This is a genomic window from Christiangramia crocea (genome assembly GCF_022410465.1).
Classification (GTDB): domain Bacteria; phylum Bacteroidota; class Bacteroidia; order Flavobacteriales; family Flavobacteriaceae; genus Christiangramia; species Christiangramia crocea.
Genome location: NZ_JAJSON010000023.1, coordinates 32,857 through 45,805 on the forward strand (window position 1 = coordinate 32,857; position 12,949 = coordinate 45,805).

Below are 12,949 nucleotides of genomic sequence, written 5' to 3' on the forward strand. Positions count from 1 at the left end.
TCCTAACTGATGCATATGTTTTCCAATACTTTAGTTAAAGATAAAGCAAAAAAAATCTCATATGAGCACAGAAAAAGTAGAAATTTTTGACACTACCTTGCGCGATGGAGAACAAGTCCCGGGCTGTAAACTTAATACTCAACAAAAATTAAAGATTGCTGCGAGACTTGATGAACTGGGAGTAGATGTGATTGAAGCCGGTTTTCCGGTATCCAGTCCTGGAGATTTTTCTTCTGTAACTGAGATCTCTAAAATTGTTAAAAACGCTGCTGTTTGCGGACTTACGCGGGCGGTTAAAAACGATATTGAAGTTGCCGCAAGAGCATTGAAATATGCCCGGAAACCAAGAATCCATACCGGTATAGGGACTTCAGATTCTCACATAAAATACAAGTTCAAAGCTAGCCGTGAGGAGATCATAGAAAGAGCGGCAATTGCGGTTGAACATGCAAGACGTTATGTAGATGACGTTGAGTTCTATGCAGAGGATGCAGGTCGTACCAGTAATGAATTCCTTGCCAGGGTATGCAGTGAAGCTGTTAAAGCCGGCGCTACGGTATTGAATATTCCGGACACTACCGGATATTGCCTTCCTGAAGATTATGGTAGAAAGATAAAATACCTTAAAGATCATGTGGAAGGGATTGAAAATGTAATTATTTCATGCCACTGTCACAATGACCTTGGTCTTGCTACTGCCAATGCAATTGCAGGGGTTATGAATGGAGCCCGCCAGATAGAATGTACCATCAATGGTATAGGAGAGCGTGCAGGAAATACCGCTTTGGAAGAAGTGGTAATGATACTACGTCAGCACCCGACTCTTAACCTTAATACTGATATCAATCCAAAGCTATTGTTCGATACAAGTAAGATGGTTTCCCGTGAAATGGGAATGTTGGTGCAACCAAACAAAGCCATTGTTGGAGCCAATGCTTTTGCGCATAGCTCAGGTATACATCAGGATGGTGTTATCAAGAACCGCGAGACCTATGAGATCATAGATCCTGCCGATGTTGGTGTAACCGAATCTGCAATTGTGCTTACTGCAAGAAGTGGCAGGGCTGCCCTTGCTTTCAAGGCTAAAAAGATGGGGTACAATTTAACAAAACTTGAATTGGATGTTGTATACGCCGAATTCCTGAATTTTGCTGATGCTAAAAAGGAAGTGGCCGATGCAGATATACATACCATAATGGAGATCTATAGAAAGAGCTCCAGAGCAATTGCTTAAACTTTTATGAAGAAAAAGACATTATTTGATAAAATATGGGATTCCCATGTGGTGGAAAGTATCCCAAACGGACCTGACATTTTATATATCGATAAACATCTTATACATGAAGTGACAAGTCCGCAGGCTTTTAATGAATTAAAAGAACGGGATATTCCTGTTTTCAGGCCGGAGCAGATCGTAGCCACGGCCGATCACAATACACCGACAGAGAACCAGCATCTGCCGGTACAGGACCTTCTTTCAAGAAAACAACTGAAACAGCTTTCCCAGAACTGCGAAGAGAACAATATCACACTTTATGGCCTGGGACATCCTTATAATGGCATTGTACATGTGATGGCACCGGAATTAGGTATCACCCAACCGGGAATGACCATTGTTTGCGGGGACAGTCACACCTCTACCCATGGTGCATTTGGTACCATCGCTTTTGGGATTGGCACCAGCCAGGTTTCACAGGTGTTTGCCAGTCAGTGCCTATTAGTAGAGAAACCTAAAAGACTAAGGGTTAACGTTAATGGGAAACTGAAAAAAGGAGTGCTTCCTAAAGACGTTATATTATATATCATCAGTAAACTGGGAACCAATTCGGGTACCGGATATTTTTGTGAATATGCCGGAAATGTATTCGAAGAAATGTCAATGGAAGGCCGGATGACCGTCTGTAATATGAGTATTGAAATGGGTGCCCGAGGTGGATTGATCGCTCCTGATGAAACTACTTTTGAGTATGTAAAAGGCCGTGAGTTTGCTCCTAAAGGACTTGAATTTGAGAATCAGCTGGAATACTGGAAGACCTTAAAAAGTGATGAAGGTGCAGAATTCGATAAGGAATATTCCTTCGAGGCTGAGGATATTGAGCCAATGATCACCTACGGAACGAATCCGGGAATGGGGATCAAACTTACTGGTTCCATCCCAACTGAAGGTAATAAGAGTGATGCGAAGGCCCTGGCCTATATGGACTTCAAACCAGGGGAAACACTCCTCGAAAAGCCTATCAACTATATCTTTATTGGAAGTTGTACAAATTCGAGGATCGAAGATTTCAGGGTTGCGGCTTCCTATATTAAAGGAAAACAAAAAGCAGAGAATGTGAATGCCCTTATTGTACCGGGCTCACGTCAGGTAGCGGCTCAGATCAAAGAAGAAGGCCTTGATAAGGTATTTGAAGAGGCTGGTTTTAAACTTCGGCAACCGGGTTGTTCAGCCTGTCTTGCGATGAATGACGATAAGATCCCGGAGGGTGAATATTGTGTTTCAACCAGCAATCGGAACTTTGAAGGAAGACAGGGACAGGGATCAAGAACGATTCTTGCCAGTCCACTTACAGCAGCAGCCACAGCTGTGGCAGGAAAGATCACCGACTTTACTAAAAGCCTGAACTAAAATGGAGAAATTCATAACACTTATAGATACTGCCGTACCACTGGATGCTGAAAATGTGGATACCGATCAGATCATCCCAGCCCGCTTTCTAAAAGCGACAGATAAAGCCGGTTTTGGTGAGAATCTTTTCAGGGACTGGAGGTTTAATAAAGATGGTAGCCCAAACGAAGAATTTATACTGAACGATTCCAATTATAAGGGATCCATCCTTGTGGCAGGTAATAATTTTGGATGCGGTTCAAGCCGTGAACATGCTGCCTGGGCAATAAAAGCTTATGGTTTTAAAGCAGTTGTTTCCAGTTATTTTGCTGATATTTTCAAAGGGAATGCACTTAACAACGGTGTCCTGCCTGTGCAGGTAAGCCCCGATTTTCTGCAGGACCTATTTACCGCTATAAACAATGATCCTTCACAGGAAATAAAGATCGATCTGGAAAAACAGGAGATAGGAATTTCAGGAACGAACCTGAAAGAAGGTTTTGATATAGATCCGTATAAAAAAACATGTCTGATAAACGGCTATGACGATATAGATTTTCTGGTTAGCAAACTGGATTCTATAAAGAAATTCGAAAAGAAAAGTGATTCAAAGAAGCACACGGCTGCTCAGATGTAATACAAATTAGATAGTCATGAAATTAAATATAGCAGTACTTCCCGGAGACGGGATTGGTCCCGAAATCACACAGCAGTCAGTAAAAGTGCTGAAGGCAGTTGCAGACCGATTTGAACACGAGTTCCATTTTGAAGAGGCCGCCGTAGGTGCGGCAGCAATTGATTTTTGGGGAAATCCGTTGCCGGACGCTACACTGGAACTATGTAAAAATTCTGACGCTGTGCTGTTTGGGGCAATTGGTGATCCTAAATATGACAATGACCCTTCGGCTAAGGTAAGACCTGAACAGGGATTGCTGAAATTAAGAAAGGAACTTGGTCTTTTTGCCAATATAAGACCTGTAAAGGCTTATGATAAACTGGTAGACCGTTCCCCTTTGAAAGCAGAGAATATCTCGGGAGCCGATATGGTTATTTACAGAGAGCTTACCGGAGGAATATACTTTGGTGAAAAAAGCACCAGTGAAGATGGGAAAACAGCCTCCGATCTTTGTTCCTATTCCGTGGAAGAAATTGAAAGGATTGCCCATTTGGCTTTTAAAGCAGCTCAATCCCGAAATAAGAAATTAACGCTTGTAGATAAGGCCAATGTTCTGGAAACTTCCAGGTTATGGCGCAAGACAGTAACAGAGCTGGGCAAGCAGTATGACGATGTGCAACTGGATTTTCTTTTTGTAGATAATGCAGCCATGCAGATGATTTTAAACCCAAAACAGTTCGACGTGATCCTAACTGAAAACATGTTCGGGGATATTTTATCTGATGAAGCAAGTGTGATCGGCGGTAGTATCGGGTTGCTGGAATCGGCTTCGGTAGGAGAAAAAAGTGCTCTTTTTGAACCAATTCATGGCTCCTATCCGCAAGCGACCGGAAAGGGAATTGCAAATCCCGTAGCTTCCATTCTTTCAGCAGCCATGCTTCTGGACCATTTCGGACTTGAAAAAGAAGCTGCTGTGGTTAGAAAAGCTGTAGAAGTGAGCATTCAATTTAATGTATGTACCCCAGATATCAATACAGACAATCATTATACCACTGAAAAGGTTGGAGACTTCCTTGAAAGCGTGATCAGTGATACTGAAAACCATATTATAAATAATGACAACTTAAATTTTGGCCAAATGACCATTATTTAATTTTTTCTTCATTTAAGTTTGGGACCTCCTGGAATTTATTTTTCAGGAGGTTTTTTTGTCCCTGATAAGAATGAAGACCAATAGCTTTCTAAAGACTGATCTTATTTTTTCAGTTTGCTCCTTATCTCGTCTAAAGCCAGGTTGTCCTTACTTCCAAGGTGTGTATGCTTTTTAGATCCGGAAGGCTTATAAGTATTGTTCTGTACCTGCTCCCCTATTTCCTTATACGCGTCCCTGAATGAATTTCCCTGCATTACAAGATCATTAATGCTGTCTACCGTAAACAGATATTTATATTTTTCATCATTAAGGTCTACATCCTTGACCTTTATGACCGAAATGGAGTGAATAAAAATATCCAGGATCTCCTTCATATTTTCCACCGCGTAGATACTGTTCTCTTTAATTAGCTGAAAATCTCTGTGGTATCCACTTGGAAGGTTATTGGTGATAAGGATCATCTCATTTGCGATGGCCTGAAGTTTATTGCACTTGCCCCTGATAAGTTCAAAAACATCAGGATTCTTCTTATGAGGCATAATGCTGGAACCTGTGGTAAGTTCATCAGGGAAAGTAATGAAATCAAAATTCTGGCTCATATACAGGCAAACGTCCATGGCAAATCTTGAAAGTGTATTAGCCAGGGAAGAAATATTTGAAGTGACCGTTCTTTCACATTTTCCACGACTCATCTGGGCAGCCACCACATTGTATTTCAAGTCAGAAAAACCAAGCTCTTTGGTGGTGAATTCCCTGTCTATAGGAAAAGATGATCCGTAACCGGCAGCTGAGCCCAGGGGATTCTGATCGACTATCTTCTGCCCTGCTTCCAGTAGATAAATATCATCGATCAGTAATTCGGCGTAAGCAGAAAACCATAATCCAAAGGATGATGGCATGGCCACCTGAAGATGGGTATAGCCCGGAAGCAGTTTTTCCTTATGCTCTTCGGCCAGTTTTAAAAGTACATTAATGAGATCTTCAGTTTTCATGTGAATATCCTTCAGGTTCTCTTTAAAATAAAGCTGCATTGCTACAAGCACCTGGTCATTTCTGGAACGTGCAGTATGTATCTTTTTACCGGTTTCCCCGAGCTTCTTTGTAAGTTCAAACTCTATTTTTGAATGGACATCCTCAAAGTCTTCCTCGATCACAAAACTTCCTTTCTCCAGCTGTTCATTCAATTCATCCAGCTCTTTTAATATCTTCTCAACTTCCCCGGCATCCAATATTCCTACCTTTCCCAACATCTTCGCGTGAGCTTTAGACGCGATGATATCATATTCGGCCAGATGCATATCCAGTTCCCTGTCGTTGCCAACCGTGAACTTTTCTATTTTTTTATCTATTGAAATACCTTTGTCCCAGAGTTTCATAATCTTTAATTTAAAATCGTCAAGCTGAACTTGTTTGACTTCGTCGAATCTTAGATTTCAGCTTCTCTATAATTCAGACCTCTCGACTTCGCTCCAGGTGACCATCAGGATATATTTGAGTCCTAACTGTCGCACTGAGCCTGTCGAAGTGCGGTTATTTAATCGCCTTTTCAAGCAGTTTTATATATTTTTCTATTCCTTCTTCAATTTCCTTTACATAAATGAATTCGTCAGCCGAATGTGACCTGGTGGAGTCACCCGGACCCAATTTTAATGATTGACATTTCAGCATGGCCTGGTCTGACAGGGTCGGCGAACCATAGGTATTCATGCCTAAATCTATTCCCGCTTTCACCAGCTCATGTTCTTTGGGAATAGAAGATGAGTTAAGCCTTAATGATCGTGGCGTTATCTCATCAACAGGAGCTTTTTCCTGCAGGATATCGTTTATTTCCTCATTGCTGAAACAATCATTTACCCTGACATCTATCACTAAATCCACCTTTGCCGGCACCACATTATGCTGGTTTCCTGCATTAATTTGCGTTACCGTAAGTTTCACCTCTCCCAGCGCCGCTGACTTCTTCTCAAAACTGAAATTCTCAAACCATTCAAGTACTTTAGCCGTTTTATAGATGGCATTATTATTATTGGGATGCGCGGCATGAGATGGCGTTCCCTTTACTACCGCATCAAAGACCACGAGACCTTTTTCGGCTATTGCAAGATCCATTAAAGTAGGTTCTCCAACAATGGCTACATCTATTTTCGGCATCATCGGCAATAGACTGGCAATCCCATTTTTACCATTGATCTCCTCCTCTGCTGAGCCTGCAAAAATAAGGTTATAATTCAGGTCTTCAGAATCAAAAAAGTATGTAAATGTTGCCAGAAGAGAAACAAGACAGCCTCCCGCATCATTACTTCCTAAACCAAATAATTTTCCATCCTCTACTGCAGCCTGAAAAGGGTTTCTTGTATAAGCCGAATTTGGCTGAACCGTATCGTGATGTGAATTTAAAAGTAAAGTTGGTTTAGACTTATCGAAATGTTTGTTTACAGCCCATACATTGTTAAGATGTCTGAAAAAAGGAATGTTCTTTCTCTTAAACCAGTTTTCCAGGAGTTCTGCTGTGTTATCCTCCTTTCCGGAAAACGACTCTGTTTCTATCAGGTTTTTAAGTAAATCAATAGCTTCCTTCTGTAAGTCTGAGATCTGCATTATTCTACGATTTTTGTATGAATTGAATTCTTTTGAAGTAATCCTGAATCTCCCAGGTATATTGTGGAAACTCCATTTTCAAGTGCCTGAAAACAGTTATGCAGTTTTGGCAACATCCCATCGCTAATAATCTTTTTTTCGACCAGTTCCTGATACTTTTCTTTATCCAGAACCTCTATAACCGAATCATCATCCTGGGCATCAGCCAGTACACCTTTCTTTTCAAAACAGTAATATAATTCGGTTTCATATTCCCGGCTCATGGCCTTTGAAATTTCAGCGGCAATGGAATCGGCATTGGTATTAAGGATCTCCCCCTCCTCGCTGTATGATATAGCCGAAAAAACAGGGATAATATCCTGCTCTAAAAGTGAGCTTATAAAAGCTACATTTATCTCTTCAATATCCCCCACAAAGCCGTAATCCACTTCCTTCACAGGACGTTTCCTCGAAATGACACTTTTCCCATCGGCACCGCAAAGCCCTACGGCATTGCTTCCCAGTTTTTGAAGACCGGCCACAATATTCTTGCTTATGAGACCGGCGTATACCATGGTTATAACCTGCATGGAATTGGCATCGGTGATCCTTCGGCCATCAAGCATTTTTGTTTCATATCCGAGTTTTGTAGCAACTTCAGTCGCGAAATTTCCTCCTCCATGAACCAGGACCTTAGGCCCCTCCATAGCAGAAAAATCTTTTAAAAATTCCTGAAACCTGGCTTTGTCTTCAATTAACTTACCTCCGGTTTTTACTATTTTCAGTACTGATTTCATATTTCTTTAATCATTTACTTTCCAGCAACCTTTTCAGTACAGCCTGTGCGGCATAGGTCCTGTTTCCAGCCTGCTGAATGACTAGAGAGTCCTGGCTATCCAGAACCTCATCGGCAATAACAACATTCCTTCTCACCGGAAGGCAATGCATCACTTTAGGACTGTTTGAATTCCCGAGTTTATCTTTTGTAAGAGTCCACTCCCTGTCAGTTTTCAGTACTTTTCCATACTGCTCATAACTGCTCCAGCTCTTTACATATACAAAATCGGCATCCTTTAAAGCTTCCGCCTGATTATGGGTCACCGCGGTCTTCTTTGTTATTTCGGGATTAAGGTCATATCCCACTGGATTCGCGATTACCAGGTCCACATTCATCTTTTGCATAACTTCAACGAATGAATTAGGCACCGATTGAGGCAGGGCTTTAGGATGCGGAGCCCAGGTAAGCACTACTTTCGGCCTGTCTTTATCTTTAGTTTCAGTTATGGTAATTGCATCGGTTAAAGCCTGCAGGGGATGACCCGTCGCACTCTCCAGGTTGATCACAGGAACTGAAGCGTATTTCTTAAAACTATTAAGCACCGTTTCAGCTTCATCCTTCTCTTTATCTTCCAGTCCGGGAAAGGCCCTCACAGCTATAATATCACAGTATTGAGAAAGCACAGCTGCCGCTTCCTTGATATGTTCTGCCTTGTTTGAATCCATCACCGCACCATCTTCAAATTCCAGAGCCCAACCATCTTTATCCACATTCATCGATATCACTTCCATCCCAAGGAGTTTTGCAGCTTTCTCGGTACTTAAGCGCGTACGCAGACTCGGATTGAAAAACAACATCCCAAGGGTCTTTCCTTTTCCAAGGGTAGGAACGCTATTCTCCTTCTTTAGCTGAAGGGCTTCATTAATCAATTCATCTAAACTTTCTATATCTGATAATGTGATGTAATTCTTCATCTCTTCTTTCTATCTCTAATTTGTCAAGCTGAACTTGTTCTATTTATGAGTAATTCTTCAGGGCAATTTTCAATGCCTTGAAAAAAGTATCAAATTGTTCTTTTTTAATATTCAATGGTGGAAGTATTCGCAGTAACTTCTTATTACTGGCTGCTCCGGTGAAGATCTGATGTCTAAAAAGAAGATCCTTTCTCAATTCGGCAACCTCAAAATCGAATTCAAGACCTATCATCAAACCTCTTCCTTTCAAATTCTTTATTTGAGGGATCTCCTCCGCTCTTTCCTTAACATACTCGAAAAGGCTTTTTGAGTTCTCAATAAGCTTTTCCTTTTCAATGATTTCCAGAACCGCAATACCGGCAGCGCAGGCAAGATGATTTCCACCAAAGGTGGTTCCCAGCATTCCGTATTTTGGTTCAATAGCATTATCGATAAGTATTCCTCCAACAGGAAAACCATTCCCCATCCCTTTTGCAATAGAAATAATATCCGGTCTTATCCCGTGTTTCTGGAATGCGAAGAAATCGCCTGTTCTACCATAACCAGCCTGAACCTCATCGGCTATAAGAATCGTATTATGGCTCTTGCACAATTCAGCTGCTTTCAAATAAAATTCTGTGGTGCCTTCATCAAGTCCGCCCACTCCCTGAACAACTTCAAAGATCACTGCAGCAACATCGTCTTTCTTTAGCTCCTCCTCTAAGGCTTCAGCATCACCAAATCCAACTTTAGTAGCCTTATGTCCAGTATTAAACGGAGATTTTATCGCTTCATTATCTGTCACGGCTACCACGCCGGAAGTCCTGCCATGAAAGGCCTTTTCGAAATAGATCACCCTGTCCTTTCCGGTATGGAAGGAGGCTAATTTCAAGGCGTTTTCATTTGCTTCAGCTCCCGAATTGCATAAGAAAAGGCTATAATCATTTATTCCGGAAACTTTTTCCAGTTTACTTGCCAGTTCCTGCTGTAAAGGATTTTTTACCGAATTGGAATAAAAGCCGATCTCCCTTAACTGCTTAGTGAGTGCATTAACATATGCAGGGTGTGAATGCCCTATGGAGATCACAGCATGTCCTCCGTAAAGATCGAGGTATTTATTGCCATCTTTATCATAAACATAAGAACCCTCTCCTTTTACCGGGGTAATATCATATAGCGGATATACATCAAATAGATCCATAATTACTGATCTGAAATATTATTGATTTTTTTAAATGAAGCCTGAATTCCTTTAATTAATGATGAACTCAGACCGTTATGTTCCATTTCATTTAGTCCTTCTATGGTACAGCCGCGTGGAGTGGTCACTTTATCTATTTCCTCTTCCGGGTGCCGGCCAGATTCGATTAGAAGACTTGCTGCCCCCAGACAGGTTTGCATAGAGAGTTCCTGAGCGTCTTTCGCGTCAAACCCGAGTTGTACAGCTCCCTGGGTCGTAGCGCGTATGAGACGCATCCAGAATGCCACTCCACTGGCACATATTACCGTCGCAGCCTGCATTTTGTTTTCATCAATAATGATACTTGTACCTAACCTGTTGAAAATAGCCTCTGCAATGCCTATGCGTTTCTTTCCTTTTTCGTTACTGCAAAGGCAGGTCATTGATTTTCCTACAGCAATCGCAGTATTAGGCATGGAACGAATGATAAAATGATCCTCTCCTACGATATTTTCCATTCTCGGGATTTTAAATCCTGTAACCGTGGAAATAAGAACATGCTTATCTGTTAGTTCGTCCTTAATCTCCTTCAGAATTCGCTCCAGTTGTGTTGGCTGAACTGAAAAGATCAGAATATCAGAATTCCTCACCGCTTCAAGGTTATCTGAAGTCACCTTAACCTTGGAATATTCCTCGTAATCGGCAATATCTTCAGTCTTTCTCTTGGTGAGATACAAACTTGTATAAGCATTGCTAAAGATGAGTCCTTTCGCTATGGAAAGGCCCAGATTACCGGCACCCAGAATTGCTATTTTCATTTTATTCTATTTTTTGGTCAATTAGTTTTACTTGTCATTCCGAAGGAGTAAAGGGACTGAGAAATCACAGATCTCTCGACTCTCCTCGAAGTGACTTAAAAATAACTGGCTTTTAAGTCCAGTCCTAACTTTTCGTCCAGGCCAAACATGAGGTTCATATTCTGAACCGCCTGTCCCGACGCTCCTTTCAAAAGGTTATCAATGATACTTGTTACCAGCAATTTGTTTCCAAACTTCTGCAGCTTTATTAAACATTTATTTGTATTCACCACCTGTTTTAAATGCAGGTCCTCATCTACCACAAAAGTGAAGGCTGCATCTGAATAAGCTTCATTATAGATCTTCTGAGCATCTTCCGGGCTACCTGAAAAACTGGTATATGCCGTTGCATGAATTCCCCTTGAAAAATTACCTCTGTTTGGAATAAAGTTCACATCTGCACTATAATCCTCCTGTAACATCTTTAAACTCTGTCCTATCTCATTAAGATGCTGATGTTCAAAAGACTTATAAGCCGAAAAGTTGTTATCTCTCCACGTAAAATGCGTTGTACTTGATAATGAGGTTCCTGCCCCCGTCGCTCCGGTCACCGCATTGATATGCAACTCATCTTTCAACAGGTTTTTCTGAGCCAATGGAAGAACAGCTAAGCTGATGGCCGTTGCAAAACAACCGGGATTAGCGATATAATCTGCGTTGCTTATCTTTTCTTTATGAAATTCAGGTAATCCGTATACAAAGGAATGGTCATTTGCAGCCATTCTGAAATCGGTACTCAGATCAACAATTTTAGTGTTTTCAGAAAACTGATTTTCCGCCAGAAACTTTTTGGAGTTCCCATGTCCAAGGCAAAGAAATACCACATCGGCTTCCTTATTGATCTCTCCGCTGAATTTCAGATCGGTTTCTCCCAGCAGATCCTGATGAACCTGAGCTACAGGTTTCCCTGGCTGGGAAGTGCTGTAAACAAAATTCAGATTCACTTCGGGATGCCTTAGCAGGATCCTGATAAGTTCCCCTGCAGTATAACCTGCTCCTCCTATTATTCCTGCTTCGATCATGCTTCCTCTTTTACGTGTTGATATATTTTCCCTGAATTGGAAAGGATCTTGATAAATCCTTTAGCATCATCAGCAGTCCAGGCTTTGTTCTCTTCGCCATATTTTCCAAACCCGGAATTCATAAGATCGTATTGAGATTTTATCCCGTCCAGAGTGAACCTGTATGGATGAAGTGTTACGAACACTTCTCCACTCACCTGCTCCTGGGAACTTTCCAGGAATGCTTCAAGATCTCTCATTACAGGATCCAGATAAAGCCCTTCATGTAAATGAGTTCCATACCAGTTCGCTATATAATCCTTATGCTGTAGTTGCCATTTGCTCAATGTATGTTTTTCAAGAAGATGATGGGATTTGATCGTAATAAGGGCCGCGGCAGCCTCAAAACCTACCCTTCCCTTTATTCCAATAATCGTATCTCCCACATGAATATCCCTTCCTATGGCATACTTATTTGCGATCTCTTCAAGTATCTGAATATTCTTCTCGGGATCATTCATTTTACCATTCACACCAGTAAGCTCACCTTTAGTAAAACTAAGACTTATCTGTTTTGGATCTTTTTCTTTTAGTTGTGACGGATATGCTTCTTCGGGCAATGGCTTTTCAGATGTCAGGGTCTCGGCACCTCCAACACTGGTTCCCCAAAGCCCTTTATTCACTGAATACTTTGCCTTTTCCCAGTTCATATCCACACCATTAGCCTTAAGATAATCGATCTCCTCTTGTCGGCTTAACTGTTTGTCCCTTATAGGAGTAATGATCTTGATCTTAGGTGCAATGGTCTGGAAGATCATATCGAATCTTACCTGATCATTTCCCGCTCCGGTACTTCCATGAGCGATATATTCAGCTCCAATCTCCTTTGCATAATTAACGATCTCGATGGCCTGAACTATCCGTTCCGCACTAACCGAAAGCGGATAAGTATCATTCTTAAGTACATTCCCATAAATGAGATATTTAACCACTTTATCATAAAATGAAGAAACTGCATCGATGTTCTTATATGTTGCGGCACCTATCTTTTTGGCATTAGAACCTATATTTTCAACTTCTTCTTCTGAAAAACCACCGGTGTTCACGCTTACCGCATGAACTTCAAAATTTTCCTCTTTCGATAAATATTTTGCACAGTAAGAAGTATCTAACCCACCGCTATATGCTATTACTACTTTTTTCATTTATAACTTCTTTAATCCAATTTT

Annotated in this window: 12 protein-coding genes; 4 read left to right on the forward strand and 8 right to left on the reverse strand. The window is 41.2% G+C overall.

Translation table 11 applies throughout. The annotated features are described in order from the left end of the window. Positions 1–61: 61 nt before the first annotated feature. From LU635_RS10600 to leuB, 4 genes are read left to right on the forward strand one after another with little or no spacing between them, the layout of a single operon-like run. The gene (locus LU635_RS10600; RefSeq protein WP_240098978.1) at positions 62–1,234 is read left to right on the forward strand and encodes a 2-isopropylmalate synthase; all 1,173 of its coding nucleotides are present in this window, start codon (positions 62–64) and stop codon (positions 1,232–1,234) included. Positions 1,235–1,240: 6 nt separating this feature from the next. Further along, positions 1,241–2,626, forward strand: coding sequence for a 3-isopropylmalate dehydratase large subunit (leuC, locus tag LU635_RS10605; protein ID WP_240098980.1), 1,386 nt, complete (start codon positions 1,241–1,243; stop codon positions 2,624–2,626). A gap of 1 nt (position 2,627) precedes the next feature. Beyond that, positions 2,628–3,242: a 3-isopropylmalate dehydratase small subunit gene (gene leuD / locus LU635_RS10610; RefSeq protein ID WP_240098982.1), complete on the forward strand. Its 615-nt coding sequence runs from the start codon at positions 2,628–2,630 to the stop codon at positions 3,240–3,242. 16 nt (positions 3,243–3,258) lie between these two features. Continuing rightward, a complete protein-coding gene (leuB, locus tag LU635_RS10615; RefSeq protein ID WP_240098984.1) occupies positions 3,259–4,374 on the forward strand; it encodes a 3-isopropylmalate dehydrogenase in 1,116 nt (371 codons plus the stop codon). A 101-nt stretch (positions 4,375–4,475) separates the two neighbouring features. Here the strand turns inward: leuB and argH are convergent, their stop codons facing one another. From argH to LU635_RS10655, 8 genes are all read right to left on the reverse strand, one after another. Beyond that, the gene (argH, locus tag LU635_RS10620) at positions 4,476–5,750 is read right to left on the reverse strand and encodes an argininosuccinate lyase (RefSeq protein WP_240098986.1); all 1,275 of its coding nucleotides are present in this window, start codon (positions 5,748–5,750) and stop codon (positions 4,476–4,478) included. Between the two features lie 154 nt (positions 5,751–5,904). Beyond that, positions 5,905–6,972: a M20 family metallo-hydrolase gene (locus LU635_RS10625; RefSeq protein ID WP_240098988.1), complete on the reverse strand. Its 1,068-nt coding sequence runs from the start codon at positions 6,970–6,972 to the stop codon at positions 5,905–5,907. Then, positions 6,972–7,748, reverse strand: a complete 777-nt coding sequence (argB, locus tag LU635_RS10630) for an acetylglutamate kinase (protein WP_240098990.1) — start codon at positions 7,746–7,748, stop codon at positions 6,972–6,974. Before argB ends, LU635_RS10625 begins: the two co-directional genes overlap by 1 nt. 10 nt (positions 7,749–7,758) lie before the next feature. Continuing rightward, on the reverse strand, positions 7,759–8,703 hold the full coding sequence (locus LU635_RS10635) for an N-acetylornithine carbamoyltransferase (RefSeq protein WP_240098992.1): 945 nt from the start codon (positions 8,701–8,703) through the stop codon (positions 7,759–7,761). A gap of 43 nt (positions 8,704–8,746) precedes the next feature. Then, complete coding sequence (locus LU635_RS10640) at positions 8,747–9,883, reverse strand: aspartate aminotransferase family protein (RefSeq protein WP_240098994.1); 1,137 nt, start codon at positions 9,881–9,883, stop codon at positions 8,747–8,749. A gap of 2 nt (positions 9,884–9,885) precedes the next feature. Next, on the reverse strand, positions 9,886–10,680 hold the full coding sequence (gene proC / locus LU635_RS10645) for a pyrroline-5-carboxylate reductase (RefSeq protein ID WP_240098996.1): 795 nt from the start codon (positions 10,678–10,680) through the stop codon (positions 9,886–9,888). Positions 10,681–10,775: 95 nt separating this feature from the next. Then, positions 10,776–11,741 (reverse strand): N-acetyl-gamma-glutamyl-phosphate reductase, encoded by a 966-nt coding sequence (gene argC, locus LU635_RS10650; RefSeq protein WP_240098998.1) that lies wholly within the window; start codon positions 11,739–11,741, stop codon positions 10,776–10,778. Next, positions 11,738–12,925, reverse strand: coding sequence for an argininosuccinate synthase (locus tag LU635_RS10655; protein ID WP_240099000.1), 1,188 nt, complete (start codon positions 12,923–12,925; stop codon positions 11,738–11,740). Before LU635_RS10655 ends, argC begins: the two co-directional genes overlap by 4 nt. Positions 12,926–12,949 lie beyond the last annotated feature (24 nt).

What these genes read in the sequence shown, in the direction of transcription:
- LU635_RS10600 (WP_240098978.1), top strand. Translation starts at nt 62, where the DNA reads ATGAGCACAGAAAAAGTAGAAATTTTTGACACTACCTTGCGCGATGGA.
- leuC (WP_240098980.1), top strand. Translation starts at nt 1,241, where the DNA reads ATGAAGAAAAAGACATTATTTGATAAAATATGGGATTCCCATGTGGTG.
- leuD (WP_240098982.1), top strand. Translation starts at nt 2,628, where the DNA reads ATGGAGAAATTCATAACACTTATAGATACTGCCGTACCACTGGATGCT.
- leuB (WP_240098984.1), top strand. Translation starts at nt 3,259, where the DNA reads ATGAAATTAAATATAGCAGTACTTCCCGGAGACGGGATTGGTCCCGAA.
- argH (WP_240098986.1), bottom strand. Translation starts at nt 5,750, where the DNA reads ATGAAACTCTGGGACAAAGGTATTTCAATAGATAAAAAAATAGAAAAG.
- LU635_RS10625 (WP_240098988.1), bottom strand. Translation starts at nt 6,972, where the DNA reads ATGCAGATCTCAGACTTACAGAAGGAAGCTATTGATTTACTTAAAAAC.
- argB (WP_240098990.1), bottom strand. Translation starts at nt 7,748, where the DNA reads ATGAAATCAGTACTGAAAATAGTAAAAACCGGAGGTAAGTTAATTGAA.
- LU635_RS10635 (WP_240098992.1), bottom strand. Translation starts at nt 8,703, where the DNA reads ATGAAGAATTACATCACATTATCAGATATAGAAAGTTTAGATGAATTG.
- LU635_RS10640 (WP_240098994.1), bottom strand. Translation starts at nt 9,883, where the DNA reads ATGGATCTATTTGATGTATATCCGCTATATGATATTACCCCGGTAAAA.
- proC (WP_240098996.1), bottom strand. Translation starts at nt 10,680, where the DNA reads ATGAAAATAGCAATTCTGGGTGCCGGTAATCTGGGCCTTTCCATAGCG.
- argC (WP_240098998.1), bottom strand. Translation starts at nt 11,741, where the DNA reads ATGATCGAAGCAGGAATAATAGGAGGAGCAGGTTATACTGCAGGGGAA.
- LU635_RS10655 (WP_240099000.1), bottom strand. Translation starts at nt 12,925, where the DNA reads ATGAAAAAAGTAGTAATAGCATATAGCGGTGGGTTAGATACTTCTTAC.